Source organism: Enterococcus sp. 2STP (assembly GCF_032465635.1).
GTDB classification, from domain to species: Bacteria; Bacillota; Bacilli; order Lactobacillales; family Enterococcaceae; genus Enterococcus_B; species Enterococcus_B lactis.
Genome location: NZ_JAWDJH010000018.1, coordinates 28122 through 53951 on the forward strand (window position 1 = coordinate 28122; position 25830 = coordinate 53951).

At 36.3% G+C, this 25830-nt stretch carries 31 protein-coding genes and 1 tRNA gene; 20 read left to right on the forward strand and 12 right to left on the reverse strand.

All coding sequences use genetic code 11. From position 1 onward, the window contains the following. Positions 1 to 222: 222 nt before the first annotated feature. Together RWU19_RS06800 and RWU19_RS06805 are read right to left on the reverse strand one after the other, a co-directional pair. The gene (locus RWU19_RS06800) at positions 223 to 429 is read right to left on the reverse strand and encodes a DUF3955 domain-containing protein (protein WP_024635266.1); all 207 of its coding nucleotides are present in this window, start codon (positions 427 to 429) and stop codon (positions 223 to 225) included. A gap of 842 nt (positions 430 to 1271) precedes the next feature. Further along, positions 1272 to 1421, reverse strand: coding sequence for a hypothetical protein (locus tag RWU19_RS06805; RefSeq protein ID WP_002293298.1), 150 nt, complete (start codon positions 1419 to 1421; stop codon positions 1272 to 1274). 162 nt (positions 1422 to 1583) lie between these two features. Between RWU19_RS06805 and RWU19_RS06810 the strand changes: the two genes are divergently transcribed. From RWU19_RS06810 to RWU19_RS06820, 3 genes are all read left to right on the forward strand, one after another. Next, a complete protein-coding gene (locus RWU19_RS06810) occupies positions 1584 to 2075 on the forward strand; it encodes a flavodoxin family protein (protein ID WP_123838233.1) in 492 nt (163 codons plus the stop codon). A 242-nt stretch (positions 2076 to 2317) separates the two neighbouring features. Next, a complete protein-coding gene (locus tag RWU19_RS06815) occupies positions 2318 to 2518 on the forward strand; it encodes a cold-shock protein (RefSeq protein WP_002293303.1) in 201 nt (66 codons plus the stop codon). Positions 2519 to 3041: 523 nt separating this feature from the next. Beyond that, the gene (locus RWU19_RS06820; RefSeq protein WP_316002783.1) at positions 3042 to 3629 is read left to right on the forward strand and encodes a hypothetical protein; all 588 of its coding nucleotides are present in this window, start codon (positions 3042 to 3044) and stop codon (positions 3627 to 3629) included. Positions 3630 to 3851: 222 nt separating this feature from the next. Here the strand turns inward: RWU19_RS06820 and RWU19_RS06825 are convergent, their stop codons facing one another. The 4 genes from RWU19_RS06825 to RWU19_RS06840 form a co-directional block, all read right to left on the reverse strand. Continuing rightward, positions 3852 to 4217, reverse strand: coding sequence for a TIGR02328 family protein (locus tag RWU19_RS06825; RefSeq protein ID WP_123838232.1), 366 nt, complete (start codon positions 4215 to 4217; stop codon positions 3852 to 3854). Positions 4218 to 4294: 77 nt separating this feature from the next. Beyond that, positions 4295 to 4540, reverse strand: coding sequence for a helix-turn-helix domain-containing protein (locus RWU19_RS06830; protein ID WP_002306609.1), 246 nt, complete (start codon positions 4538 to 4540; stop codon positions 4295 to 4297). 71 nt (positions 4541 to 4611) lie between these two features. After that, positions 4612 to 4866: a hypothetical protein gene (locus tag RWU19_RS06835; protein WP_002340677.1), complete on the reverse strand. Its 255-nt coding sequence runs from the start codon at positions 4864 to 4866 to the stop codon at positions 4612 to 4614. Between the two features lie 156 nt (positions 4867 to 5022). Continuing rightward, positions 5023 to 5346: a hypothetical protein gene (locus tag RWU19_RS06840; protein WP_033627383.1), complete on the reverse strand. Its 324-nt coding sequence runs from the start codon at positions 5344 to 5346 to the stop codon at positions 5023 to 5025. 172 nt (positions 5347 to 5518) lie between these two features. Here RWU19_RS06840 and RWU19_RS06845 point away from each other — a divergent pair. Then, positions 5519 to 5592 (forward strand) — tRNA-Ile (locus RWU19_RS06845). Between the two features lie 513 nt (positions 5593 to 6105). Here RWU19_RS06845 and RWU19_RS06850 read toward each other — a convergent pair. Together RWU19_RS06850 and RWU19_RS06855 are read right to left on the reverse strand one after the other, a co-directional pair. Further along, on the reverse strand, positions 6106 to 6609 hold the full coding sequence (locus RWU19_RS06850) for an isochorismatase family cysteine hydrolase (RefSeq protein ID WP_123838231.1): 504 nt from the start codon (positions 6607 to 6609) through the stop codon (positions 6106 to 6108). Positions 6610 to 6648: 39 nt separating this feature from the next. Then, positions 6649 to 7458, reverse strand: coding sequence for a Cof-type HAD-IIB family hydrolase (locus tag RWU19_RS06855; protein WP_123838230.1), 810 nt, complete (start codon positions 7456 to 7458; stop codon positions 6649 to 6651). Between the two features lie 333 nt (positions 7459 to 7791). On the opposite strand from RWU19_RS06855, the gene RWU19_RS06860 reads away from it, so the two are divergent. The 9 genes from RWU19_RS06860 (at position 7792) to RWU19_RS06900 (ending at position 13867) form a co-directional block, all read left to right on the forward strand. Next, on the forward strand, positions 7792 to 8649 hold the full coding sequence (locus RWU19_RS06860; protein ID WP_002291260.1) for a glycosyltransferase family 8 protein: 858 nt from the start codon (positions 7792 to 7794) through the stop codon (positions 8647 to 8649). Beyond that, complete coding sequence (locus tag RWU19_RS06865) at positions 8642 to 9544, forward strand: glycosyltransferase family 8 protein (protein ID WP_002291262.1); 903 nt, start codon at positions 8642 to 8644, stop codon at positions 9542 to 9544. Before RWU19_RS06860 ends, RWU19_RS06865 begins: the two co-directional genes overlap by 8 nt. A gap of 32 nt (positions 9545 to 9576) precedes the next feature. Next, positions 9577 to 9927 (forward strand): iron-sulfur cluster biosynthesis family protein, encoded by a 351-nt coding sequence (locus RWU19_RS06870; protein ID WP_002291264.1) that lies wholly within the window; start codon positions 9577 to 9579, stop codon positions 9925 to 9927. 48 nt (positions 9928 to 9975) lie between these two features. Beyond that, entirely contained in the window at positions 9976 to 10899 is a 924-nt protein-coding gene (locus tag RWU19_RS06875; protein ID WP_174124057.1) for a magnesium transporter CorA family protein, read from the forward strand. Positions 10900 to 10978: 79 nt separating this feature from the next. Beyond that, positions 10979 to 11872: an SDR family oxidoreductase gene (locus RWU19_RS06880; protein ID WP_002291266.1), complete on the forward strand. Its 894-nt coding sequence runs from the start codon at positions 10979 to 10981 to the stop codon at positions 11870 to 11872. A 37-nt stretch (positions 11873 to 11909) separates the two neighbouring features. Then, positions 11910 to 12473, forward strand: a complete 564-nt coding sequence (gene amaP / locus RWU19_RS06885; protein WP_002291268.1) for an alkaline shock response membrane anchor protein AmaP — start codon at positions 11910 to 11912, stop codon at positions 12471 to 12473. Positions 12474 to 12486: 13 nt separating this feature from the next. After that, on the forward strand, positions 12487 to 12675 hold the full coding sequence (locus RWU19_RS06890; protein WP_002291274.1) for a DUF2273 domain-containing protein: 189 nt from the start codon (positions 12487 to 12489) through the stop codon (positions 12673 to 12675). A gap of 12 nt (positions 12676 to 12687) precedes the next feature. Then, positions 12688 to 13593, forward strand: coding sequence for an Asp23/Gls24 family envelope stress response protein (locus RWU19_RS06895; protein ID WP_070769943.1), 906 nt, complete (start codon positions 12688 to 12690; stop codon positions 13591 to 13593). A 31-nt stretch (positions 13594 to 13624) separates the two neighbouring features. After that, complete coding sequence (locus RWU19_RS06900; RefSeq protein ID WP_002291278.1) at positions 13625 to 13867, forward strand: GlsB/YeaQ/YmgE family stress response membrane protein; 243 nt, start codon at positions 13625 to 13627, stop codon at positions 13865 to 13867. 263 nt (positions 13868 to 14130) lie between these two features. Here the strand turns inward: RWU19_RS06900 and RWU19_RS06905 are convergent, their stop codons facing one another. Further along, on the reverse strand, positions 14131 to 14502 hold the full coding sequence (locus RWU19_RS06905; RefSeq protein ID WP_002340670.1) for a hypothetical protein: 372 nt from the start codon (positions 14500 to 14502) through the stop codon (positions 14131 to 14133). 609 nt (positions 14503 to 15111) lie between these two features. On the opposite strand from RWU19_RS06905, the gene RWU19_RS06910 reads away from it, so the two are divergent. Both RWU19_RS06910 and RWU19_RS06915 read left to right on the forward strand, forming a co-directional pair. Further along, on the forward strand, positions 15112 to 19629 hold the full coding sequence (locus RWU19_RS06910) for an LPXTG cell wall anchor domain-containing protein (RefSeq protein WP_123838229.1): 4518 nt from the start codon (positions 15112 to 15114) through the stop codon (positions 19627 to 19629). Between the two features lie 168 nt (positions 19630 to 19797). Further along, a complete protein-coding gene (locus tag RWU19_RS06915) occupies positions 19798 to 21261 on the forward strand; it encodes a helix-turn-helix domain-containing protein (protein WP_316002784.1) in 1464 nt (487 codons plus the stop codon). Between the two features lie 128 nt (positions 21262 to 21389). Here RWU19_RS06915 and RWU19_RS06920 read toward each other — a convergent pair whose 3' ends face one another. Both RWU19_RS06920 and RWU19_RS06925 read right to left on the reverse strand, forming a co-directional pair. Continuing rightward, positions 21390 to 21617: a helix-turn-helix domain-containing protein gene (locus tag RWU19_RS06920; protein ID WP_002291287.1), complete on the reverse strand. Its 228-nt coding sequence runs from the start codon at positions 21615 to 21617 to the stop codon at positions 21390 to 21392. A gap of 8 nt (positions 21618 to 21625) precedes the next feature. Next, positions 21626 to 22099 carry a DUF2975 domain-containing protein gene (locus RWU19_RS06925; RefSeq protein WP_002306633.1) on the reverse strand — a complete coding sequence of 158 codons (474 nt, stop codon included), beginning with the start codon at positions 22097 to 22099 and terminating at the stop codon, positions 21626 to 21628. 309 nt (positions 22100 to 22408) lie between these two features. On the opposite strand from RWU19_RS06925, the gene RWU19_RS06930 reads away from it, so the two are divergent. The 5 genes from RWU19_RS06930 (at position 22409) to RWU19_RS06950 (ending at position 25333) form a co-directional block, all read left to right on the forward strand. Further along, positions 22409 to 23686: a GHKL domain-containing protein gene (locus RWU19_RS06930; RefSeq protein ID WP_185022586.1), complete on the forward strand. Its 1278-nt coding sequence runs from the start codon at positions 22409 to 22411 to the stop codon at positions 23684 to 23686. Between the two features lie 7 nt (positions 23687 to 23693). Next, positions 23694 to 24206 carry a response regulator gene (locus tag RWU19_RS06935; RefSeq protein WP_260241641.1) on the forward strand — a complete coding sequence of 171 codons (513 nt, stop codon included), beginning with the start codon at positions 23694 to 23696 and terminating at the stop codon, positions 24204 to 24206. Positions 24207 to 24226: 20 nt separating this feature from the next. Further along, positions 24227 to 24433: a LytTR family DNA-binding domain-containing protein gene (locus RWU19_RS06940; protein WP_240186508.1), complete on the forward strand. Its 207-nt coding sequence runs from the start codon at positions 24227 to 24229 to the stop codon at positions 24431 to 24433. A 166-nt stretch (positions 24434 to 24599) separates the two neighbouring features. Further along, positions 24600 to 25181, forward strand: a complete 582-nt coding sequence (locus RWU19_RS06945; RefSeq protein WP_024635243.1) for an accessory gene regulator B family protein — start codon at positions 24600 to 24602, stop codon at positions 25179 to 25181. Further along, positions 25178 to 25333 carry a cyclic lactone autoinducer peptide gene (locus tag RWU19_RS06950; RefSeq protein WP_123838289.1) on the forward strand — a complete coding sequence of 52 codons (156 nt, stop codon included), beginning with the start codon at positions 25178 to 25180 and terminating at the stop codon, positions 25331 to 25333. Before RWU19_RS06945 ends, RWU19_RS06950 begins: the two co-directional genes overlap by 4 nt. 76 nt (positions 25334 to 25409) lie before the next feature. Here RWU19_RS06950 and RWU19_RS06955 read toward each other — a convergent pair whose 3' ends face one another. Then, positions 25410 to 25583 (reverse strand): hypothetical protein, encoded by a 174-nt coding sequence (locus tag RWU19_RS06955; protein WP_002291299.1) that lies wholly within the window; start codon positions 25581 to 25583, stop codon positions 25410 to 25412. Positions 25584 to 25830 lie beyond the last annotated feature (247 nt).

Genomic DNA, 25830 nt, shown 5'->3' on the forward strand with positions numbered 1-25830 from the left:
TATGAAGAAGCTGCTTAGTTCCGAGTCAGAAGGAACTAAGCAGCTTCTCATGTTTGATGAATAGTGGGACTGGTGACTGAAGAGCTTGTAGGTACCGTATATCAGTTCTCGCGAAAGAGACGTCCAGCCTATTGTCAAAAGGTTGTTATGGAAAATATTTATTCGGAATAAGGAAAGGTGATACGATGTTTTCCACGGTCTCTTTTACGTAAATTTTCTAAGTCAGATTTGTTGTTTCGATCGTTTAAAAAAGGCAACAAATCCGAAGCCAGCGGAGGCAAGAAGGGATAAAAGTCCGAGCGGTAAGCAAAAGAATGCTGGTTCTACTAATATTCCGTTGTTATTGATATAAGGCTGGGAACAAAGATGAATAGCAAATAAAATCAATGCACTAGCGAAAAAAAGCAAAGAAATATGAATAGCTTTCATACGCAGCACCTCCTTTTTTTATAATTATAGGATAGATAGATTAAGAATTCATAAATGTGTCAAGTTTGTTAGAACGTGAACAAAAAATACCATCCATCTATCATAAGTAAGTTTGGAACAAAGATATCTCATGATAAATGAAAAAGGATTCATCCATCATATAGATAGAAAGTTCATTAGTATATGTCTAGACCAATAATGGAAAATATGAGAAAATAATAGAAAAGGTTTAGGATACCCCCCAAAAGAATTTCCCCAAAAATTCGATGTATCCTAAACTTTTTTATTTTACATAACAATCATAACAACTCTGAAATAAAATTACAAACGATAACCTAATATGTATTCGAAAGCCAGTTTTGTCCAGAGAATGCTTGATTCATCAAAGATTTATTTTTATTTTTTAGAAAATAAGAAACAAAACTAATAAAAAAAAGAAAAAATAAATTTTTCCTTGCTGTATACTATCCTTGTTATCGCACCTAATAAGTCACTCGAATAATACCAATACAACCTTCTCCAAAGATGTGATAACATACGTTCTAACCCACCGACTATTGATGTTCTGTACCACCCTTACAGAACCCGAAAAGCCACTACCAAATATTTGGTAATGGCTTTTTAGGTTTTAATGGATTTTTTACTTTTTCTGTTATAGTAGGATTCTTCCTTTTCTTAGAAAAGATTTAGTTGATTGAGTTAGTCGAATACAATCGTCAATTAGATGGAGGGTTGTCAGATGAGAAGAAGTTATTGAAAACACAAAACGCACCTACTGTTATCATCCAGTAGATGCGTTTAAAGAGAAGAACGAGAATCGTCCATATGAGGGTTTCCACTCCTTATGCAGATTTTTTTAATTCTTGCACTGCTTGTTCGATCGTAACACCTGTTGCTACATGATTGCTATTTTCTTTGTCAAAAACGACAAAGAGATTCAAATCTGTATCCAAGGTTACTCGATATTGTATATCTTTGTTATAGAATGTCATAGCCATTCTCCTTTCTTTAAATACTTGCTGAAAGGCAACGAACGCGTTGATAACGAAATTCCATTTATAAGTATATCACCAATTGAAAGGTTTTCATAGTTAAGAAAGTTTAAAGTCAAAATTTAGCAATCATGTTGTAAAATAAAGTGGGGAGGGAACACAATGACAACTATATTTATAAATGCAAGTCCAAAAAAAGAAGGTATGACTAGTAAGTGGGGAGCGAAAGTTCTAGAAGGAATAGATTATGAGAGGATCGATCTTGTAGATTTTCATATTGCTCAATTAGGTCAAGTCAAAGCTAATGATGATTTTGATGCCGTTATGGATAGATTGGCGAAGGCGAACTACGTAGTTATTGGTACACCGATTTATTGGTGGGATATTAGTGGACTGCTTAAAACGTTTATTGACCGTTGGACAGAATTATTCCAAATCGGACTTGATTCAGAAAACGCGCCATTGCACCAGTTACCAGTACTATGGATCGTTCAAGGAGCAGCGCCAGAAGAAGCCATACCAGGCATAGAGAGAATGCTAGAAAATATTAGTGAACGATTCATGATGGATTCACAAGGAATACTATATCAAAAGAGACAAATCTCTGAAGCAAACAGACAACTTAAACAAATGCTAGTAGATAAAAACAAATAAATGGAGAACAATAGGCGGCTCAAACGCGGTTATCCAACTTTTTCATCGATTCGAAGACAATAAATTTTATATTTCATTGCATTATTCTTGTGTTATTAGAAAAAGCATGATATATTAAATAAGTAATCTATTTTGAAACGTAATTTGAGCGATATATCTACATAGATAAAACTCCTTTTGCCTATCAAATATTTATTGCAACGAAAAAACGTACATTGATACGTATCAGGAGGAATTTATTTATGAATAACGGTACAGTAAAATGGTTCAACGCAGACAAAGGTTTTGGCTTCATCACTGGTGAAGATGGAAATGATGTATTTGCACATTTCTCAGCTATCCAAGGCGACGGCTTTAAAACTTTAGAAGAAGGCCAAGCAGTGTCTTACGATGTTGAAGATGGTCAACGTGGCCCTCAAGCAACAAACATTGTTAAAGCTTAATAAAAATTGACTTTTAACCGTCTTTTCGAAAGAAAAGACGGTTTTTTTGTACGAAGAAATTCATCGATCGTTGAATAGGCGGAAGGATGTTTTTCTTGGTGCTTTTTTGTTTCGTCCTTTGATTTTTTCATTTCATAGCTATGTTTGTTTGTCAATAGGTATTTTGGAGAAGTATTTTACATAAAGTTGTGTATCGATTATTAAAAAAATAAAAAAACAGATCAACTATTATTTTTTCATAATTATTTAAAGAGAATTAAAACGAAAAAGCCTAATGGCAGTAAGGTTTTAAAGAGTTTTTTGTTTTTTAAATAACTAAATTTATTTTAATTATTTAAATTATACCTTTTATTTTAAGTGTGTTGAACTAATTTTTTTATTTAAAAATAACTATGTTATGTATTATAAAAGTTATAAGAGTTTTTAAATAAAATTTAAGAACATTTAGAAATTATTAAGCTTTATCTGAAAATAAAAAAACGAAATGTTATTATTTTAGTCTGTTTTCAGGGGGGATAATCTTATGATAAAAAAACTATTTTTACTATTAACATTAACACTAGCAATGGCAGGTTGTTCTACAACCGATTCGGCAACTGAATCAACAACAGAAATAACTGAAGACACGACAGAAGAGGTAAAAGTTGAGACGATCACAGAAGCCGAAGTCGACGAAGCACGGGAACGCTGGGCAGAAGCAATCATAAGTATCGGTGCAGCAAGCGAGGAAGGTATGGAGGAAGCAACAGAAAAAGCAGAAGAAGTCATCGAGACATTGTATGCATACGACGAAGGTGCTGTGCTTTTTAAACCAACTAAAGCTGCAGAGTTACCATTCAGGGCAACAAAAGAAGAAGCACTTTCTTATTTCGTTGGCGGTGATATCAGTGAAGATTCTGGTTTTGCGTTAGAGCCTTGGACAGACATCCGCTTCGACAATCATGAAACGATCATCGATACGGATTCAGCAATCGCTTCAGGAGAATATTACTTTACTTCTGGGGAAACGGGTGATGAAACAAAAGTAGAATATACTTTCGGATTTATACGTGATGACGAAGGTAACCTGAGAATCAACTTGCACCATTCGAGCTTACCCTACGTTGGTTAAGACTTTTTCGATGAGGGAAGAGTAGAAGAGTTTTTCATGTTATATCAGAGTGTGGGACAAAAGTAAAGAAAAACTTTTGTCTCACGCTCTAAACATGTGTAAACGGCGGAAGCAGAAGCAACTCCTTCGGAAATAAGCTGAAATTCCCAAAAATTTGAAAAGCAATTTTCGTGAATTTCCTCTTATCTCTTGGAGTTAAACGCTTCTGTCCCAGTCTCTTTTTTAGATAAGATAAATTCCTTTTTGCTCCAAATTTGCTAAACACTCTGCTAGATACACTTCATCATGTTCCGGATAAATCGGAACGCTACGTTCTACAGCAGGCAAATCAAAAAATGCTTCGCATGATTTGCCACGGTACATAGGATTTGTCCATTCTGGTGCTGGGCTGTAGCCACGCTTTTCCATTTCGTCCATGACAAGTTGATGATATTGAAATAATTTATAAGGAGAATAGTGGAAGACATAATCTACAGTAGCGTGTTTCTTTCCCCAACCATTTCCTCTCAACGCACAGCATTCTCGATGTTGTCCTAAAAGCTGCTGACGAGGAAGTTTTGAAATCAATTTTTCATGCCATAAACGCATAGATACATCTCCTTTTTGTACATAGTTTGTTCACTTTAAACATTAAATGAAAAAACCAGCACAATGGCTGGAAAAAATCATTTCAGTTTGCTTGCTGTTTCTGAGCGACCAATCAGGTAGTCAACGGAAATATCGTAAAAGTCGGCGATGTAGATCAATTCAATGATACTTGGAATTTCTTCACCTTGTTCGTATTTGCGATATTTGAATAAAGGGATACTTAACGCGCTAGAAACAGCTACTTGAGATAAAGATCGGCCAGTTCTTAAAAAATTCAGACGACAACGTAAAGTATCCAGTAAAATAGCTTCTTCGATACTCATTTAATCACCTTTCATCATAATAGAATAGTTTTGTAACGGCCATAGAAAGCTACACAAGCAATCAACAGCACTCAATGTTTTTTATTTAAACGTATCAAATAAAGAATGACGATCAATAGAGACAAAACCAGCCCTGATAATTCTTTTACAAAAACACTATCAGGTTCAAAGTAGTTGTAATTAAAAACCTTCCACATAAAATAAATAACCGGAAGAGTCAAAACAGCTAAATAAAGCCGTTCTTTGTTCCAATGCATAAGATAAAAAATAATTGCGATCAGGACGACCGAAGGCAACCAAAACAAAACTCTAACCAACGTAATCATGTAACGGACTCCTCAACGATTCTTCTAATAAAAGATAACATGTTATTGCATACATCACAAATGAAATGCTAGGAAAATCAAAGAAGAATAGACCGATGAAAAAGCGGAACAGCTCTCTGCTCATACGCGAGAACTATTCCGCTAAATACAAGTTATCTATCTAGAAAAAATCAATGGATTGATATTTAAGTAATTCAATACATATAAAAAGAGGACAATCGCGTTCACTAAAAAGGAAAGAATGATGATTCCGTAACGAATAGAAACATATTTAACAAATACTTCTGTCTGGACACGTGCATATTTTTTTCCTTTATAGCTGATTATCATGATGAGAAGCAAAAGGGTGATCACACCTTGGAAAATCATTCCAACAAACAGGACTTCTGAACTTTGATGATTGTATTGGAGAAAGTAAGCTGCTGCCGCAACTAAATCGAATAAAATCGCAATAAATGGCAAAATAATCACTCCTAGCATTGAGAATACTTAAAAGAATAACATTTCTTCTGAAATAAGCAAGTAAAAAACAGTCAAGTTTCAAGTCAAGTAAATTAGAATAAATATATCATATTATTTATATTTTGAAGCTTGTGAGCGTCTATAATTCGTGCTATAGTTAAAAAGTAACTAAAATATATCTCATGATGATGTACCTTTAGCTCAGTTGGTTAGAGCAGACGGCTCATAACCGTCCGGTCGTAGGTTCGAGTCCTACAAGGTACATAAGTGGTTGTGAAAAAGCTGCCCTGCATCAAGTAATAAGAACAGCCAAGTAAAAACAGCTTCTTATGTTTTTTACTTGGTTGGACTTATTACCGCAGATGCAAGCTTTTGAACACCGTTTAAGGAAGAGGTTGTGAAATCAGCGTTTTGACCTGAGTATTAGCTTAACAAACGGAAAAATAGTTCCTCATATTTTGCCGTTTGTTAAGCTAATACCGAGAGTCAGCTGATTGAACACCATTTAAGAAAGAGGTCGTGAGCCTGCCGTTTAACTCTAAGTCACAAGGAGCAATTTCAAAAAACAGCTTCTCATGTTTGTTGAATATTGTGACTGTGACCGAGGAGTTGGTAGGAGAACACCGTTTACCAAGGCGTCATGAAAAAGCCAATCTACTTTTGTAGAAAAAGCACGTAAGACTGAAAACAGTTCTTCGTGCTTTTTCTTTTTTAGTTTGCTTGCTAAATGATAATAGAACTTATATAAAGAATAGACTGTAGCATATGTGTGACTGTCTATTCTTTAGGTTCGATGATCGAAACATTGAAATCTTTCAGAAGTTCCAACGCAGATTCTCCATGTTTTCTACTAGAAACTAACGTTGGATCAACAAAAAAATCAGCTTCAGGGAACGCACTCTGCAAGCCTATCAAATTAGAGAGCACACATAAGTTTGTTTCGATCCCAACCACTTCGATCTCTTTTTGTTCTTCTTTGCTTTCAAACAAAGTCTCCTTGATTTCAGCTAAAGTTTCAGGGGGGATCGTAAAGTAATACTTTTTGATCACTCGTTCATTTCCTTGGGGAGAAAGAAGAGGGATCAATTGCAAATCTTCCCGTTCTTCTTCTTTGTCCTTCAGTTCGACTGGAATATCCCGTGTGAATAGAATATATTCCTTGTTTTTGCGTGCTTTAGCTAATCGTTTAGCAATGCGTTCCGCCAATTGGTCTGATTCTGGAATATAGAATTCGCTGTTTGGATCAAGAATATGATTTTGCATATCGATAATAACTAACATTTTCTTTCCTCCTACGTTCATGACGTCATTTTTTTATTTTCAATAGAAGTTTTTTAAAATATAAGCAACACCAGCTTCCTCATTCGTCAGTGTTACTTGGTTTGCAATTTCTTTTACTTGCCGCTGTGCATTCCCCATCGCAATACTCAACCCACTATAATTCAACATAGCAATGTCGTTTTCTTGATCGCCAAAAGCCATGATGTCACTCGACTCGATTCCAAGGTAATCCGCCAGAAAAACAAGTGAATGAGCTTTAGTGATACCTGTAGGCGTGATTTCTAAGAAATGCGGATCAGAGAATACTGAATTGATGCCGTCTGCTTGCAGATCTCTTTGTAGCTTCTGTAGTTTTTCTTCACTCTTATCTGTTAACGCTAATTTAAGATAGCTAAGAGAAGGATCTTCTAACATACTTAAAATTTGATCAAAAGAATGATTCTGCAGATTGAAATGTTCATAATAGGGGTCGTCTTTGACAAGATTTGATTCATCGAATGTCAGCTGATCATCTTGGGTTTCTCGGCTGGCAATAATTGAGATTTTTGCTTCTTGAGCATAGAAGAAGGCTCTTTTCAGAGTATCGATATCTATTTTCGAACGTCTGAGAACCTTTGCCATCTTTCCTTCCTTCATTTCAGCAATCAGCGAACCATTGGAAGAAATCAAATAGCCGCCGATTCCTAATTCGGAAAAAATATCTTTAGCAGAAATGCTGTTCCTTCCTGTAGCTACTGTTACGATTCCGCCATTTTCATCAAATTTCCGAAGTGCTTGGATATTTTCTTCTGGTATCTTTCCATTTCGATCAAGCAAGGTACCGTCTAAATCAATCGCTGCTAGTTTCATTTTATCTTCCTACTTTCTTTTTACATATCTATTTTCCTGTTACCTTAAGATTAAATGAGAAATCAAAAAAATGAAACTAACTTGCTTTGCCGTTATGAATTTTTTCAAAAAACATTCTTAAGAAAAAGGTGGCTATATATAGTAGTTTTTGGTCAATACCTTTGAATAAAAAGCCATGAAAAACGAATAGTTAGCGCTTACCAATGCGTTTTGTGATGAAAATATTTTAAAATATTCAATGAAAACAAAGCATATATTTTGCTTTAATGCCAAATGAGGAATATTCTAGATGTAGAACAGGTTAGAAAAAGATTAGAAAAAGGAGTGATTTTGATGGAGAAGAGATACGGCGTAGTTCCTGTGGTGACTGCTTCAGACGAAAATTATGCTCCTTACTTGAGCGTGATGATCGCCACTGCATTAGAAAATTGCAATAAAACAAGACGCATAAAATTTTATGTGATTGACGATGGTCTATCAGAATATAGTAAACAAGGATTGGAAGAAACGGTAAATAAATATTCAAGTAATGCAAGTATCCAATTCCTGACAGTGGAAAAAGATATCTACGAAGACTTCCTAGTCAGCGACCATATCACAACTACCGCTTACTTAAGAATTTCTTTACCCAACTTATTAGCTAAAGAGGATTATAAAAAAGTCCTTTACTTAGATTCAGATGTGTTAGTGCTAGACGATATCGTAAAACTATATGATGAACCATTAAATGGAAAAACGATCGGCGCTATTATCGATCCAGGACAAGTGAAAGCATTGGAAAGATTAGGAATAGATTCCGATGACTTGTACTTCAATTCAGGGGTGATGGTGATTGACATCGATCAATGGAATAAAAAAGAAATTACAGAAAAAACTATCCATTATTTAAGTGAAAATGGTGATCGAATCATCTATCACGATCAAGATGCTTTGAATGCTGTCCTTTATGAAGACTGGGAACCACTTCATCCAAAATGGAACATGCAGACTTCTTTGATTTTTGAACGACACCCAGCACCAAATGAAAAATATGAACGTCTGTATAAAGAAGGAAATGAAAAACCTTCGATCGTTCATTTTACAGGACATGATAAACCTTGGAATACATTGAAAGATCATCCGTATACCAATTTATACTTAAAAAAATTAGCACACAGTACTCTAACGAAAGTAGGCGAGATCAATGAATAAAAAAGAAATAGCAGTAGTCGCAAGTTGTAACACAAAATTCGTACCGCATTTAGCTGCATTATTTGTCTCAGTATTAGATAATTGCAACCCGTCTAAGTTTGTTCGGTTCTATGTGATTGACGACGATATCGATTTTGAAAGCAAACAGCTTTTACGCTTCTCAGTGAAAAATGCACGAATGAATTCAGATGTAGAATTTTTGAAAATCAATAAAGAATTCTTTACAAATGTAGTAATCAGCGATCGTATTCCAGAAACAGCTTATTACCGCATAGCGATTCCAGAATTGTTCCGCGGCACGGAAGTCGAACGTATCTTATATATGGATTGCGACATGATCGCTTTACAAGATATCTCTAAATTATGGCGTCTTGACTTCGGTGATTCAATCGTAGCAGCTGTTGAAGACGCTGGGTTCCATCAACGATTAGAAAAAATGGAGATTCCAGCTAAATCAATGCGTTACTTCAACTCAGGATTGATGCTGATCAATGTAAAAAAATGGTTAGATGAAAATATTACGCAAAAAGTATTAGACTTCATCGAACATAATCCAGAAAAATTAAGATTCCATGACCAAGATGCATTAAATGCAATCTTACATGATCGTTGGCTTCCGCTTCATCCGCGTTGGAATGCACAAGGCTATATCATGGCTAAAGCAAAGAAACATCCAACAGCAGCAGGTGAACGTGAATATGAAGAAACACGCAACAATCCTTACATTATCCATTTTTCAGGACATGTGAAACCTTGGAGCAAGGATTTTGAAGGACCAACGAAGAAATATTACGAAAAATATGCAGGGATGACGGCGTTCCGTTGTGTGGCTAAATTCCCTAAATATCCAAAATATGCAAAAGTTCAACAAAAAACAGACGTAGTTGTTAAATAATACAAGACTACAACTGAACAGGGGGAGTAGGAATGGAAATTACACTGTCTAAAAATGCAGTAGAGACGTTAATCGAAAAAGTGGGGGAAAATACAAAAATCGCACTCGCTCTCATCAATGATTCCGATCCATTTTTAAGGGATAAAGGTGCTTTTGCAAAAGGCAGCTTTTTCCAAATCATTCCTTTTGTTTCGGAATTCGGAGAGTATGCTACAAAAATCGAGCATCCTTTACTGGAAATCTATACATCTAAAGTAGAACAAAGTTATTTCGGTAAACGACTGAACATGGACTTTAACAAACAGCTTGACAGCTTCTCATTAGAAAATGAAAGTGCAGTACTCGATTATAATATCAAATTAAAGAACTGCTTCTTCAGCTAATCGTTTTTGAAAAGTCCAGAAAGGAGGTATACATTGAGATACTACTTTGTGGATGATGAAAAGAAAGTCACAGAAACAGATGAAAACAAATACAACTGGCTTATTCTCGATAATACAAAGCCAAAAGAGATCCAGCAGGCAATTAAAGAATTCGAGCTTCCAGATGACATTTTCGTAGGCACGGAATATCCGGAAGAAGTTTCTCGGATGGAACGCCTTTATGAGACTAAACTAGCGCATCCATTTTCTTTGGTTGTGATCAATCTGGATCAGTCAGATAATCGTATCGAAAAAAAATTGACACCGATATCTTTTGTACTTTCCGATAATCTCTTGATTACATGTATCGATAGAAAAACCGAGTTCGTGGATCGCCTACTGACAAAGCATGGAGATCATTTAAACTCGTTTGAAAAGATCGTCACGTATACATTACTGGATATTTATACCCATTACGTGAAAGAACTAAGAGAAATGAAGCATAGAATTGACGCTTTAGATAAAGCAGCTCGTAAAACGACGGAGAATGAGGAACTGTATAAACAGGCAGATCTTGAAAGAGACATTGTGTATATCGATCATACCTTAAGAGATCAGCGGGAAACGATGGATCAATTATGGAATTCTGAAACGTTCATCAAACGGTTAGACGATGAACAGTTGCTTTATGATGTTCATTTGAGACAGCGACAAACAGAAAAAATGATCGAGATCTATCGAGACTTATTGGAGAGTATTGGTGATTTATTCAATGGGATGATGGATAATAACCTAAACCATATCATGAAGTACCTAGATTCAGCTGCACTGATCATCTCCGTTCCGGCGTTGTTTGCAGGGATTTGGGGAATGAATACAGGAGGATTGCCGGGTAAAAGCTCTGCTTTAGGATTTATTCTCGTAGTATTCGGCTCTTTGATAGCAGCGGCGGTTTTAGGCTACCATCTATACCGAAAAGATTATACGAATTAAACAAACTATTTAAAACAGGTATCAAACAAAGAAATTTGTTTTGGCAATACAATTTAGAAAAACTAGGAGGAATACAGCAATGACAGAACCAAAATTAATCGATCCGCGAAATCTGTACCATACGGAGAAATTTCCTAAGCAAGATCAGGATACACCAGCTTTACAGCAGAACATGATTCCTGTTCCTGATTGCGGAGAAGAATCCTATGAGGGTAATAATCAGCTGGAAAACCGCCGTGTACTCATCACTGGTGGAGACTCAGGGATCGGTCGTGCAGCAGCGATTGCATTTGCTAGAGAAGGTGCAGATATCGCTCTTCAATTCTTCCCAGGAGAAGAAAAAGATGCAGAAGAAGTAGCTAAATACGTCAAAGATGCAGGACGTAAGATTGTCTTACTACCATTTGATCTTCGTGATGAACAAGCACCTAAAGAAATCATTGAAAAAGCAGTAAGTGAGCTTGGTGGGCTAGATACGATGGTATTGAATGCAGGACAGCAAATTTCTTGCCAGTCCATTACTGAACTGCCACTTGAACAAATCAAAGACACATTCATGGTCAACATCATCGCTATGTTTGCTTTAGTGAAAGAAGCTGTTCCTCATATCCCTGCAGGAGGAGCGATTGTTACAACAACTTCTGTCCAAGCCTTCAATCCAAGTGAACATTTGTTGGATTATGCAGCAACAAAAGCTTCAATCGCTAACTTTACGATTGGCTTAGCAAAACAACTTGCACCTAAGGGAATCCGTGTAAATGGTGTAGCACCTGGTCCAATCTGGACACCGCTACAACTAGACGAAGGCCAGCCTTCTGATTCGATTCCTGAATTTGGTCAGCAAAGTTTACTAGAACGTGCAGGTCAACCAGGAGAATTAGCACCGGTCTATGTCTTCTTAGCATCGAATAAAGCAAGTTATGTCACAGCTCAAATTTACGGAGTAACTGGTGGAGAAGCGATCAACTTATAAAAAGTTGATCGTTTCACCCCTATGAGGAGGTGCGAAAATGAATAAAGGAGTAAAAACGCTTGGAGTGATCGGAACGTTACTTTTGCTATCTATACTCTTGTTTGCGATACTATTAAGTGCAGCCTATCCACTGCCTTTTCAATTAGAGAAGTTTCGATTCTTTTCCATCACTAATTCATATGTGCAACAATATGTATTCTGGCTTGCTGTTGCATTTGCTATTTTGACGATTATCACATTGCTTGTTTTCTTGTTTTATCCAAAAACGATCGGAACCTTTTTACTGAAACATGGTGATGGGGAGTTGACGTTGGATAAAAAAGCAATCGAAGGAATGGTTCGTTCTCACTTGCATGAAGATGAATTTATCCATTCACCGAAAGTAAATGTCAAAGCAACGAAAAACAAGATCGCCGTCAATGTAAAAGGGGAGTTGAAACGAACTTCAGCACTCATTGGTAAAACTGGAACATTGATGAAAGAAATCGAAAACGAAGTGCAACACATATTAGGCACAAAAGAGTCAGTGAAAGTATCGGTGAAATACACAGGCTTTGAAGAACCAGCTAAACGAAGCAATGACCGCAAACGAGTAGAATAGGGGGGGACCAAAAATGAAAGAACTATTTTCGACATACAAGCTCCCTATCATCTTTGGGGTACTTGGGTTGATACTAGCCGTTTTATGGATTACCGTCGGCTTTTTCAAGACTTTATTGATCTTGATCATGGCAGCTATCGGTGTCGCTATCGGTTTTTATTTGAAACAAACGAAAATCTTAGATCACTATTTTAAATCTTAGGAGGAAACATCCATGAATAACAATAACAAAAATAATAACAACAATAAAATGAACAACCAAAAACCAGTGTCTGCACATCCAGACCCAACGACACCAAACCAATCAAATGGTGTGAACGATGAAAAGAACAAAACAGCACCAGTATCTGCACATCCAGATCCAGTCGTGCCAAATGTTCAACAAGGTGTAGAAGAAAAGAAACATGACGCAGAAAAACATGCGCCTCATCATCCCGGCTCTCCAGAATCTAAAGTTCCAGAACAACATGATGCAATCGATCCTTCTAAACCATTAGAGGAACAAAAGCATCCTTCTGATCATGCGAAAGCACAAGAAAAACTTAGTTCTGAACACTCAAACGGACAAGGAAAACTTGGTTCACAACATACAAACGACCAAAAAAACCATGGCTCTGAGCAAGAAGATTCGATGCGCGGTGAGTTGAATTATGAAGATAAAGTGGTGCAAAAAATCATTGGAATCGCAATTGAACAAGTAGACGGCTTATTATCTGCAAACGGTGGGTTCTTCTCTAATGTGGCAGGAAAACTTGTGAATACAGATAATGTAACGGCTGGGATCGAAACAGAAGTCGGTAAAAAACAAGTAGCAGTTGACATGGATATCATTGTGGAATATGGCAAAGATATCGAAAAAATCTTTGAAGAAATGCAAGAAGTAATCGGCAAAGAAGTAAAAAATATGACACACTTAGACGTGATCGAAGTCAACGCTAACGTAGTGGACATTAAAACAAAAGAAGAATTTGAAAAAGATCAAGAAACGGTGCAAGACAAAGTAACTGACGCAGCGAAAAAAACCGGTGAATTTGCTTCCAATCAAACAGATAAAGTAAAATCAGCAGCTGGAAGCGGCGTTGAAAAAGTAAAAGAAAATACAGAACCACGCGTTCAGTAATAAGGAAGCAAAACATTAGGAGGAACGAAACATGGGATTTATTTGGTCACTTATCGTCGGAGGAATTATCGGAGCAATTGCAGGAGCAATCACGAATAAAGGTTCTTCGATGGGGATTATTGCAAATGTCGTAGCAGGTTTAGTTGGATCAGCACTTGGTCAAGCATTATTAGGTTCTTGGGGACCAAGTATTGCAGGAATGGCAATCGTGCCATCATTGATTGGTGCCATCATTTTAGTACTGATTGTCTCATTCTTTGCTAGAAAACTGTAAAAAGACTCTTAAAAAGAGGTTGTGAAAAAGCTGTTCTGCCTCAAGTAATAAGAACAGCCAAACAAAAATAGTTCGACATGGTTTGCCGTTTATACGTGTTTAGAGCGTGAGACAAAAGTGTTCTTTACTTTTGTCTCACGCTCTCTTTGTGTAGGCAAATTCCCAATTAGATTTTTAAAAGTTTTTTAAGGGGAAACCAATATATTGACCCAATTTTCCTTAAATGTGTCTTTATTGATACAGAGAAGCTTTCCCCACCTTTTTTAATAAAACAATGTCTCCCTAAATTTTCTTGAGATAGGGAAAGTGAACATACAAAATAGTACGACCACTTGAAAGACCCAGATGATCCACAAATGGATCGTATGATACTGATGAAGTAAAAAGCAATGGATCAGAAACTCAAAGAGATTGAAAAAGACAAGGAAGAAATAATATCTCTTTTTTACTCTTGTCTGTTTTAGCCAATAATAGCTCGTAAAGTAATCTAGACAAACAAATAGAAGTAAACAAAGCTTCGTAAGAGCAGTAATCGTATCATGTTGCTCTGCTAGACGATTGACGAGCAGGAAAAATGTAGGTAATGGGATATAGATCACGAGTAATGAAAGAAAAAAGTAAACGATGAATGGCATACTATTCCTCCTAATAGTGTGAGTTCGCCCTCATTTTAAAATAACGATATTTGTTTGTGAAGCTTTTTCGTGTCGTAACAAATGTTATCTAATGTATTTTTAAATAAATAATCATTATTATCAAATTGACGTTAAAAGAAAAAAGAGTAGTGGGTCATTGTTATTCGAAACATTCTGTCAAAAACTCCATATTAAATGGGAAAAAGTGGCATTACATAATAGAAAGAACCCCTTTACAGTATAAATGTGGGAGTTTGCTCCCGCATAAAACCAAAAAGAAAGGAGTGGGAGACACCCAGTTACGGTTATTGGGGAGAGAACTACATATTCAAAGATCGTAAAAAGGGGAACAGTAGCAATTCATGTACAATGCTGACCGTCAAGTTTGTCACAACAAATGATCGTTAGGTGTTTAGCAAAATCAATATTGTTTGATCGATTCGATTTGTGACAAATGAGCAAAAGCTACGGAGGTTGGAAACAAGCAAAACTATTTTTTACACGATTTATTTATGTTTAAGACAAGAAAATAGCATACCTTCTTTGCTGACGGTTTAAAGCAGATCGCTTTTGATCTGTATAGGAAAAATAAAGGAGGTAAAACGTTCATTGAAAAAAATAAAAAAGCTATTAACTAGTACACTATCTTTGGGACTGGTTCTAGGGAATATGGGCGGTACCGTAGTAGAAGCCGCCTCTGCCTTACATTCGATCGAATTACCAGTATTAAGGCAATTGCGCCCTCAGGAAGAGAAAAAACAGGAAGAAACAAAGAAAGAGGAAAACAAACCTCGAGCATCTACGTTACCTCCAATTCTTATGGAATTAGAACATAAAAAGGACTCTTTACGATTATTAAATACTTCGAGATTAGATGATCGTGAAGTTGATAAAGAGGTAACAGATGCAATAGCACGAAAGCTAAGCCATATATTTTCTGATATGATGGAGAAACACGACCATTCTTTTACCGTTGGGGAGAGGATAAGGTCAAATGAAGATTATTCGGTGGCTTGGGTTTATACTGAAGAAACGGTACCAGGTTTGGTTCCTAATTTACCTATTGATACACTTGCTGGGAATTTAATCGGGTTATTCACAAATGGAATTTTTGAGGAGGACGTTCGTCCAGAGCTTCGCGCTACTACTAAAAGTGGAAATTGGGAAATTCGGTTAATTGGTAGTGTAGCTGGTTTTCGAGATATCTTTGGTGGAATCCACTGGATAAATGCTGGTGATGCACAACTGTCAATCGAATTACTGAGAAAAGCAAATAACCCAGTTTTAGAAGAAGAAGTATTTGAGCAAGCGACAATTATTGGACAATACGTGTTTGCTGGAAGGCTCTCGAATATGGAGAATATCCGAGATCTCACTTTTAATTCAGCTGCACAAGTGTTAGGTAAAATTGAGGTCGAAGCAAAGAATGGTCCTCATTCTGTATGGCACAACGATGCCCTTCCTGATCCTTCTGATTATGTGACGATTGATCGGAGTAATGTCAAATGGGATCTGAAGACAGAATGGGAAACTCCACCTAGAATGAATACAATTGGTACTCAAAATACTAGAATCAAGGTAACAGAAGATAGATCGGGCAGAACGGCTACAGTAGATGTTCCAATAACTGTCCAATCAAGAGATTTACAAGTTACTGGGAAGGCTGGCCCGCATTCCATTTATGTGAACGAAGCAATCCCTAATCCTGCTGACTACTTTGACGTGAGAGATCCTCTTGGACAGACACATCAGTTAGAGTGGCTCGATGCTGATACGAGTTCAGCTGGTACGAAAACGTGGCGGGCAAAAGCAACAGCTGCTGATGGACGTGAAGCCTCTGGTTCCATCACGATGGATGTCCTTCCTCAACCAGAGGTAGAACTAAAATTGCAGGATGTGGAAGATCGACATCTCGGTGGAAATTATCCTGCACTTTCCTCTTCATTCCGTGAATATATCCAAGAAGCGACGATGGAAGGGCAAAGACTTGATACAGCTGATTTAGAGTTTGTCGCCGATGAATCAACAGAGCCAGATTCTTCTATCGTAGGAGAACAGCCGCTCAAACTGACTGTTCAAACGAGACACCCTGTTACAGGTCGAATGATCAAAGGAACAGCTGAAACAACTGTTAATGTCCGTTGGGGCGACACGTTCTTATTGAAAGCCCATAATGGACAATCAGCAGGCGCATACGCCTTCCAGTTGAGAAATGGGAACAATGCTCGAATCGTGGCAACTCGAGGATTAGATTCTCCTATTGATGAACGGATTGGTCTTGAAGATTCGTTGTATTACTCTATTGAGGTGCTACGAAATGACCGACAAGCTTATTACCATGAAGTGCCGGGGAGAGCTACTTTACAGCAAGTGATCACGACATTTGGAAATGGAAATGGATACCTTGATGTACAGTTGGGCGATATCATCAATATCCACCATCCACAAAAGAGTGCAGGAAGTTCAGTTTTGATGGTAGAAGAAGAAGAACAGGATTTCACTTACGGGACAGATAACGCCTATTATCGTGTCACGGCTTTCGGATTTGAACCACTTCCTGTACTTCCTGATCCGGCTATCCAGCTGAAATTGAAGCCAATGGAAGACCGTACATTAGGAGAAACTTCTGCGTCACTTGCGAATACGTTTAAAAATTATATCGAAGAAGCCACTTTTGAAGGGGAATCAGTTGCGGTCGATGATCTAGAATTCGTAGCAGCAGAATCGACAGAGCCGACGAATACAATCGCTGGCAAACAAGATATTCGAATCACGGTACAAGCGAAACACCCGATTTCAGGGGAGACGATCAAAGGAACAGCCGAAACATCAGTCAATTATCTTTGGGGAGATACGTTCATGATCAAGTCAAGCGAAGGTGGTTCAGCAGGAGCTTATTCCTTGCATCTGAGAAGTGGGAATGCAGCTAGATTAACCGTTACCAGTGGGTTGCCTTCAGCATTAGATGAACGGGTCGGTACGGAAGAATCGATGCATGCCTTGTATTACTCATTGGAAGTCCTGAGAAACAATCAGTCAATCTACAATTATGAGGTACTTGGAAGAGGAACTCTGCGCCAAGTGATCGATAATTTTGGGAACGGGAATGGTTACTATGATGTACGATTGGATGATGTAATCAAGATCTATCATCCGCAGAAATCGCCAAACAGTTCAATTGTCATGATCGATGAAGAAGAACGGGATTTCACTTATGATTCCGAATATGCTTATTACAGAGTGACTGCATTTGGCTTAGAACCGATTCCAGTGATGGAAGCAGAAGGGACTTCGCAAACATTCTCTTTGATGGATGACGTCAGCACATTAGATGTCAAAGAACTAGTCAAAGATGTCACAATCAATCATCAAAGTATCTCAGAGGATCGTTACACGATCGAACAAGTGTCAGAGATTGACACAAGTACAACTGGAAAACGAACGACAAAAGTAAAGATTACGATGAATGATGGGTTAGCTGAAACCGAAATCGAAGTCCCTTATGAAGTACAGTGGGGAAGTACATTCGTTCTTCGAGGACTGGAAGAAATGACCGTCGGCGCGTTTAGTTTATTAAAAGAAGGCGATCAGTTCACAATCCATGCTTCGCCTGGTTCAAGCAACACGGACTTGAACCGTCCAGTGAACAATCCTTTCGGTAGGGGAATCTATTATGCTATCGAAGTACTGGAAAACGACACGCGAAAATACAACTATGAAGTGACAGGGAATACCTTGATCCGTCAAGCAGTGAATGGATTTAACAGTGGGCAACCGTTAGCAGTCAATGTAGGAGATACCATCAAAGTCTATCATGCGGAGACACAAGGAAGAAATCTTCTGATGATGGATGAAATGGTCAGAGATTACACTGGTGGTTCTAATTATGCCTATTATAAAGTAACAGAAGAAGGGTTTGGGCCGTTTACAGATATCAAGGCAGATCCGATTTCACAAGAACTGCTGTTAGGACATGAGACGAATACAGTGAACCCGGCAGAATTGATCCAAAATGTGACATTCAACGGACGTCCGCTAACGAGTGATCTTTATACGGTGGAACAATTGTCTAACTTCGATACGACAACAGTGGGAGAAAAAGGGGTTCGTGTGAGAGTAAGCACGACTGATGGTACTGGATTCACAGAAGTGAAGATCCCTTATGTAGTGAAATGGGGAAGTACCATCCGAGTCAAAAACAATGACGGCGCAACGATTGGCGCATTCAGTCTGATCAAACAGACAAATCCGAACAATCAGAATACTCAAATGATGATCCGAGCATCTCAAGGTGTGGCAAATACAGAGTTGTCCAAAGTAGTGCATGATTATTCCGATCGCTCGATTTATTATCAATTCGATGTGATGAACAAAGATAATACCACTAGCAGATTCACATATGATGTAACAGGAAACCGGACGATCGAACAAGCATTGTCTCGATTCAATAGTGGACAGCCATTAAATGTCAACATAGGAGACATTGTCAGGATCTATCATACGAAAGAGTTTAGACGAAATATGTTGATGGAAGATGAGCAGGAGAAGAACTTCACTTACGGTTCTCAATATGCTTATTATGAAGTCACAGAATATGGGTTCGAACCAAGCGGGAAAATTGATGTAGAAGCTAATAAAGTAGAAATCCCACGAGGTGCAACGGATCTCGATCTTAAATCATTTATCAAAAATGTAAAAGTAAATGACAAGGTCATTCCAGAAAATCTTTATACAGTCTCTTTAAATTCTGAAATCGACACATCGACTCCTGGTCGGAACAATGTCGCAGTCAACGTGACGACTGACAGTTCTTATGGCGGTTTTTCAACAGAATTGAATATGCCGTATGAAGTACGTGATCACACAACGAATTCCAGTACGAATGAATCACAAAATAATCATACAAATAATGAAGATACAAGCGGCAGTACGGAACGAAATGAAGGAACGACGCCAAGCATCCAAGATGATCCAACAACAAGTGCAGATAATGAATCTTCACTGAATATGCCACAAACCAATGCAACTAGGAATACTGCATGGACATTGATTGGTATCGCGTTAGTAGCAGGCATAGGGGCGATTGTTATGAGAAGAAAAACAAAAGAGAAAGCTGAAAATCAATAACCGATTTTTGCTTAAGTAAGAAAAAATAGTTCTCAAAGCTCCAATTTCCAAAGCAGATACACGATATAATATAATCACAAGCACTCAATAAGGGAAACCGACATTGAGTGCTTTTACATTTATCTATCAGGATGTATCAAAAGAATCTGGTTAGAAAGGGGCGGAAACATGTTGAATCTTCTCTCAAAAAAATTACAACGTCAGTTGAATCTGTTAGAAATACTATTCGAGGGGGAACGTTGCCGTCTTAGTCAATTAGAAAAAAGATTGGCAAGTTCTGGAAAAACATTGCGGAACGATTTTATAGAAATCAATACATATTCTTCCGATATCCAAATCGTCACTGATCGGGATGCTGGTGTGACAGCTATATTTTCACCTGCCTTCACAAAAGATCATATTTATCAGATCGTGATCGCCCAATCTACTGAATATAAATATTTAGAAACCATACTGCTACATCCAAAAGAGAATTATTTAGAATTAGCAGAGTATCTGTTTATTTCAGAAAGTACATTGCGAAGAATCGTAAAGAAAATCCAATCAAAATTAAAAAAATACGATTTGAGGATCAAAGGGTTGACTCGGATTGTCGGAGAGGGTCAGGTGATCGACGGTCTTACAGCTCGTTTGTTGATGGAAAAATATCCTTCTCCTGCTAGTATTTTTAATCGTTCTTTTAGCGAAGCAATTTATGACGTGGTTATCCTATTTTTAAAAGAAAACCAGCTATATGAGGTAGCAAAAAATGATCCGAAAACCTTATGTTTTTTACATTTTTTTATTGCTTGTCGTATACAACGATTCAACAAAAATAAAATGGGAATGGAGCAAAAGAAAATCAGCTGTTTCACCTTTTCATTCTTGGAAAAAAATCACTTGAGCCATTTTTCTTTGCCACGGGAAGAAAAAATCTGGCAGTGGGTATTTGATACAGAAGTCATTTATACTGCTTTGAAAATAAGGAATGCAAGAGAGCAAAGAGAGTATCATTTTTGTATCAGCAATTGTTTAATGACATGGATGGATTGCTTAGAAAAAAAATATCAGTTGAAATGTGAGAACAAAGATCTGATCGTTCAACGATGTAAAGAGATACTGACACAACCACGATTTCCAGAATATATCCTAAATGATCCAAGCCAGGCAACGATAGTCGATCCGTCGATTTTAACCTGTTTATATGAAGAATTGAAGGGAAGGATGGTAGATGACTGCAGAGAAAAAGGATACGTCATCCCTGAACTCGATTCATTTGTTCGCCATGCTATCTTAGAAATTCTTTTCGACTGGCCATTATTGCTATCATACGTTGAAGGGAAAGAAAAAAAATTAAAAGCAGTGATAGTCACAAATACAAGAAAAAAACAGGCGGAATACATAACAAAAAGATTGCAAGAAAAATTGGGAGACTATTATCAATTTGGTGTTCTCCCAAACTTTTATCAGAAAGAAAGGAAATTATACTATCCAGATATCGATTGTATCCTTACAAATGCGATGATAGATGAGGAGACAAACATTCCGGTCTTCGGTATTTCACTGTTTCCAAATCAACGTGAGATCCAAAATCTTCTTCATTTTTATCAGGAGAAGTACCGTATAGTAGAAGAAAAATCTCTCTACGTGTAAATATGTATCTATAGACAACAGGATATTCCATCAAAATAAAAAATATCTGAATAATAGATGTAATGACCGCTAAAGGTCTCATACATCTATTATTCAGATTATTTTTTACTGATTGTTATGCTTTATATTCATTTTTTTGGTATAGGATCGGGGTCTTTTTGATAACTTAACAAATCTCCCGGTTGACACTCTAATACTTCACAGATTTTTTCGAGGGTGGAAAAACGGATAGCTTTTGCTTTTCCAGTTTTTAGAATAGAGATATTTGCCATCGTAATACCCACTTTTTCACTCAATTCTGTTACACTCATCTTTTTTTGAGCCAATACTACATCTAGATTAACGATAATAGCCATGTCGCATCTCACACTGTCAAATCATGATCTGTCTTAAGTAAAATCGCGTGTTCGAGCAGATTTTCCAACACGCTTGTCAAAGTGTATACGGCAAAAGGAATGAATACGACAGCAATTCCTACCAACATCAAACCAGGAGCATCATCTAAATCTGCTACTTTCAAAAATTTAGGAAGCAAGCCGAAAAAGGCGAAACCAATAATCAAAATCGTTCGTTCGATTTTTTTTAGAATGTCTAAGCTTTGATTAGAAAAGGCCTGGTTTTCTTCGATTTGTTTCAACAGTCTCAATAAGAAATAAGCAATAATAATCCCTAAGAGAAGGGCGAAGTAGATGACAGAAACAAATAAAGTCGTCTGCCAATCAAAAGTGAATCCTTTTTCGCTTGTAGCAATCTGAGTATAAAAAAGTATACCGAATAAAATAAATACGGCACTTATACCTAAAACAACAAACTTTAGTAATAATGTTTTTAATTTCATTGTTATCCCTCTTTTATCTTTGATAGCTAAAATATAGCAGAATAATTATTGAAAAGCAATTACTTTTTATCGAAAAACAATAAATTTTTGCCGTTTTTAGCAAATGTGGTTTTATAGTATTTGAGAGTTTTAATTGAAGTAAGCATTTGATTCTTTTTGATTTATAAGGAAACTTTTAAATATGTTATTTACAAATAGTTAGTAAACTATGTTACAATTTTTATGGGGAAAACTTAAAAAATAAATTTTTTTATTCATAATTGCTGTTTATTTTGTTATGTAAAACATGCATAAAGTGAGGTTCTAAAATTGAATATTTTACAGTTAAGTTATTCTCTACTCATATCAGGGCAGCTGATGACGATGTTTGTTGGATTGGGCTATTTGAACAAGAAACTAAGAAATAAAAAGTATGCTTTATTATCAATCTTGGTTATCCTATTGATATCGGTACTTTATCAATGGATAAATGTAATTGCCACTGGTTTGGTATGGCTAGTCATGTGTGCTCTCGTGATTTATCATGAAGAGACGCTTCAATCAGCTTTATTCTATGCTTCGTTATCTATTATCCTGCTTATTTTTTCTAATTATCTGATTTACGTTATCTTAAAATCATTATCTATAACGATGAATGATTTGGGTATGTGTTTTTTATCAATTATTTTATATTTATGTTTCGCATTTTATTTAAGGAATCATATATTGAAAAAAGTACCCCTTGAATCGATGGTATATGATATTAGTAAGTATACTGTTATTGCTACGTTTTTGATTTATTTCATTTTTCTTATGATTGAACGCTTTTCAGATTTAGACTGTTTCATGAAGGGTGCTCATGGGATTTTTATGCTGGCATATAGCCTTTTTGCTATTCTTATCAGCTTTTTAGCTGTTTATATAAAAAAGGCAGAATATAAAAGTAAAGAAGAAAAGAATCGAATGGAATATCTTATCGAATATAGTGAGCAAATCGAAAAAAGTTATATGGAAATACGCAAGTTCAAGCACGACTACAAAAACATACTGGTTTCTATGGAAAATTATATCCAAAGTAATGATATAGATGGGATGAAACATTTTTTTTACTCCCATATCAAGGAAACTGGAACTCTTTTTGATCAGGAATTATTAGAAATGTCACCGATAAGAAATCTTGAAGTCAAGGAAATAAAAAGCATTGTGTTGAGCAAGTTGTATTTAGCTCATGAAAAAGGAATAGAAATAGACGTAAATGTGCCACAAAAATTGGATTCTTTCCCCGTTCCTTCTATCATGCTAGTTCGGATGCTGGGGATCATTCTAGATAATGCAGTTGAAGAATCTTCTATTATAGATAAGCCGAAAATCTTGTTTGCCGGATTGAGACAAGAAGAAGCGATAACCTTTATTATTGCCAATAAATGTCGTTCTGATATACCTGATTTACATGTATTAAAGAAAAAATCTTATTCATCAAAAGGGAAAGAACGTGGGATTGGTCTAAGCAATCTTGATGAATTAGTGCAGTTGAATAAAAATGTGTACTTAGATACTAAAATCGAAGAAGGACAGTTTATTCAAATACTGACAATTTGGGAGGGGTAGAATCTTTATGTTGAAAATTTTTGTTTGCGAAGATGACGGAACATTTAGATTAAAATTAACAAAGATGATCCAAAATTATTTAATGATGCAAGATTACGACATCAAATTTCAAATGGATACCTCGGACCCGGAAGTGTTGCTTTCATATATACGTTCAAATAAAACAGAAGGCATCTATTTTTTAGATATTGACTTAAGTTCCAATATGAATGGAATCAATCTAGCCGCTACGATTAGAGAATATGATCCACTAGCAAAAATTATTTTTGTGACCAGTTACACAGATTTAGCTTATCTCACTTTTTTGTATAAAGTAGAAGCAATGGATTATATTGTGAAGGGGAACGATACACTGCTGCAAGAAAGTGTGACAAAATGTATCGATGTGGCTAACCAAAGATATCTTGATACAATTTTACCTACAAGAGAACAGATTCGTATTAAGAGTGGACCAATCAATACAAAATTGTTCGTAGACGAAATCTTGTTTTTGAATCCAGTCCTGTTCCTCACAAAGTGATTGTTCATCTTGAAAACCGAATGCTAGAATATAATGGAAAAATCAAAGAGATTGAATCGTTTAGCCCGAGCTTTTACCGTTGCCATCAATCGTTTGTTGTAAATGTGGATAATATTTGTTCCATCAACAAGAAGGAAAGAACGATCCTTATGTCTAACGGAGAAAAGTGTCTTGTTTCCACACGAAGTTTAAAAAAATTATTGATTGCATTTAGCAAAGGAGCGTGACGAATGTCACGTTCTTTTTTTTAGAATATTTTTAGATCTAAAGAATATAAGGGGGTTATTAAGAAAGATAACACTGCAGTTATGTAAAAAAAACGCGCACTTTTGACTTTTTAATATATGCATCCTTATTTTTAGTATAATCAAAAGTGAGAAAGGGGTGAACGATATGCCAAATGAATATCTGTCTCTTGAAGAGAAGCTGTCAAGCAAGATGAGCAGAAAACTCGGAGAGAAATATGGGTTAACAGAACTGGATGAAGCAAAAGTCAACTATGGATTAGCGATCCTGTTCATTAATCTTTTCAAGTTCATGCTTATTTACGTATCAGCGTTTTTCTTACATAGCATTCTTGCTGTGATAACCACTCATTTGTCTTTTATTGCTGTACGAAGATACGCAAAAGGATATCATGCAAGCCGAAGCATGGCCTGCACGCTCTATAGTATGGGATTATTGGTGGCGCTACCTGTTTTGGCTAATCATTACCATTTGGAACTTACACGCTACGAATATTTCATCGGAGCAGCTATTCTTAGTATGGTTTTAGGAATCATTAGTTCCTTTATCGCACAAGACCAACAAAAAAGGAGAAGCGTAAGAAACAAACTAGTTATAACAGGAATAAGCCTCACGCTGATCGGTTCAGTGATTCCAGCAGATGATTCAAGAGTCATGATATTACTGGGTATGTTGACCGCAATCTTACTTGTATTCATTCCAAAAAAAGAAAGGAAGATCATCAAATGAAACACACACAAACTAAATTTAGTCTCTCACATGCAATCACAACAATTGCTATCAGCGTTGCCGAAAAGGCTGTAATAAACGGAAGTACCTGTATTGGTTTAGTTTATGAACCAAAAGTACCAGAGGCATTAAAAAAAGAAGTAGAAAAATAAGTAAAAATAAAATGGATTGCCGAATAAAAAGTACCGTAAGTCCTAAAAACTGTGCCAACAGATCGTTGGCACAGTTTTATTTTTTTCGATAGTTTTGTAACAAAAATACAAAGATGAAAAAGAATAAAGATTCCCATAGTGTAGTAGTCCAGCTGAATTCTTTACTGATACCAAATACCATATTTCCAAGATTCGATACAATCAAATAGCCAATCGTTATGATCAATGAATAATACAATCTTTTCATCATAGGACATACCTCGTTTTTATTTATAAGAATAGTATAAACCAAAGAAGAAAATAAGAAAAATGATAATAGAAAAATAAAGTAAAAACGCAATAAAGTAACTTAAGTTATTTTATTGCGTTTTTTTCTTCACTGGAAAATTTTAATAAATAAATAGAATTTTGTAATAATAACTGAGCATAATCTTTGCAATTTTTAATCTTGAATAATATCCTTTAAGTATAGCCAGCAATCAAAAAGAAATAGAGAA

Coding starts and splice junctions, on each gene's coding strand:
- RWU19_RS06800 (WP_024635266.1), bottom strand. CDS start 429: ATGAAAGCTATTCATATTTCTTTGCTTTTTTTCGCTAGTGCATTGATT.
- RWU19_RS06805 (WP_002293298.1), bottom strand. CDS start 1,421: ATGACATTCTATAACAAAGATATACAATATCGAGTAACCTTGGATACA.
- RWU19_RS06810 (WP_123838233.1), top strand. CDS start 1,584: ATGACAACTATATTTATAAATGCAAGTCCAAAAAAAGAAGGTATGACT.
- RWU19_RS06815 (WP_002293303.1), top strand. CDS start 2,318: ATGAATAACGGTACAGTAAAATGGTTCAACGCAGACAAAGGTTTTGGC.
- RWU19_RS06820 (WP_316002783.1), top strand. CDS start 3,042: ATGATAAAAAAACTATTTTTACTATTAACATTAACACTAGCAATGGCA.
- RWU19_RS06825 (WP_123838232.1), bottom strand. CDS start 4,217: ATGCGTTTATGGCATGAAAAATTGATTTCAAAACTTCCTCGTCAGCAG.
- RWU19_RS06830 (WP_002306609.1), bottom strand. CDS start 4,540: ATGAGTATCGAAGAAGCTATTTTACTGGATACTTTACGTTGTCGTCTG.
- RWU19_RS06835 (WP_002340677.1), bottom strand. CDS start 4,866: ATGATTACGTTGGTTAGAGTTTTGTTTTGGTTGCCTTCGGTCGTCCTG.
- RWU19_RS06840 (WP_033627383.1), bottom strand. CDS start 5,346: ATGCTAGGAGTGATTATTTTGCCATTTATTGCGATTTTATTCGATTTA.
- RWU19_RS06850 (WP_123838231.1), bottom strand. CDS start 6,609: ATGTTAGTTATTATCGATATGCAAAATCATATTCTTGATCCAAACAGC.
- RWU19_RS06855 (WP_123838230.1), bottom strand. CDS start 7,458: ATGAAACTAGCAGCGATTGATTTAGACGGTACCTTGCTTGATCGAAAT.
- RWU19_RS06860 (WP_002291260.1), top strand. CDS start 7,792: ATGGAGAAGAGATACGGCGTAGTTCCTGTGGTGACTGCTTCAGACGAA.
- RWU19_RS06865 (WP_002291262.1), top strand. CDS start 8,642: ATGAATAAAAAAGAAATAGCAGTAGTCGCAAGTTGTAACACAAAATTC.
- RWU19_RS06870 (WP_002291264.1), top strand. CDS start 9,577: ATGGAAATTACACTGTCTAAAAATGCAGTAGAGACGTTAATCGAAAAA.
- RWU19_RS06880 (WP_002291266.1), top strand. CDS start 10,979: ATGACAGAACCAAAATTAATCGATCCGCGAAATCTGTACCATACGGAG.
- amaP (WP_002291268.1), top strand. CDS start 11,910: ATGAATAAAGGAGTAAAAACGCTTGGAGTGATCGGAACGTTACTTTTG.
- RWU19_RS06890 (WP_002291274.1), top strand. CDS start 12,487: ATGAAAGAACTATTTTCGACATACAAGCTCCCTATCATCTTTGGGGTA.
- RWU19_RS06895 (WP_070769943.1), top strand. CDS start 12,688: ATGAATAACAATAACAAAAATAATAACAACAATAAAATGAACAACCAA.
- RWU19_RS06900 (WP_002291278.1), top strand. CDS start 13,625: ATGGGATTTATTTGGTCACTTATCGTCGGAGGAATTATCGGAGCAATT.
- RWU19_RS06905 (WP_002340670.1), bottom strand. CDS start 14,502: ATGCCATTCATCGTTTACTTTTTTCTTTCATTACTCGTGATCTATATC.
- RWU19_RS06915 (WP_316002784.1), top strand. CDS start 19,798: ATGTTGAATCTTCTCTCAAAAAAATTACAACGTCAGTTGAATCTGTTA.
- RWU19_RS06920 (WP_002291287.1), bottom strand. CDS start 21,617: ATGGCTATTATCGTTAATCTAGATGTAGTATTGGCTCAAAAAAAGATG.
- RWU19_RS06925 (WP_002306633.1), bottom strand. CDS start 22,099: ATGAAATTAAAAACATTATTACTAAAGTTTGTTGTTTTAGGTATAAGT.
- RWU19_RS06935 (WP_260241641.1), top strand. CDS start 23,694: ATGTTGAAAATTTTTGTTTGCGAAGATGACGGAACATTTAGATTAAAA.
- RWU19_RS06940 (WP_240186508.1), top strand. CDS start 24,227: ATGCTAGAATATAATGGAAAAATCAAAGAGATTGAATCGTTTAGCCCG.
- RWU19_RS06945 (WP_024635243.1), top strand. CDS start 24,600: ATGCCAAATGAATATCTGTCTCTTGAAGAGAAGCTGTCAAGCAAGATG.
- RWU19_RS06950 (WP_123838289.1), top strand. CDS start 25,178: ATGAAACACACACAAACTAAATTTAGTCTCTCACATGCAATCACAACA.
- RWU19_RS06955 (WP_002291299.1), bottom strand. CDS start 25,583: ATGATGAAAAGATTGTATTATTCATTGATCATAACGATTGGCTATTTG.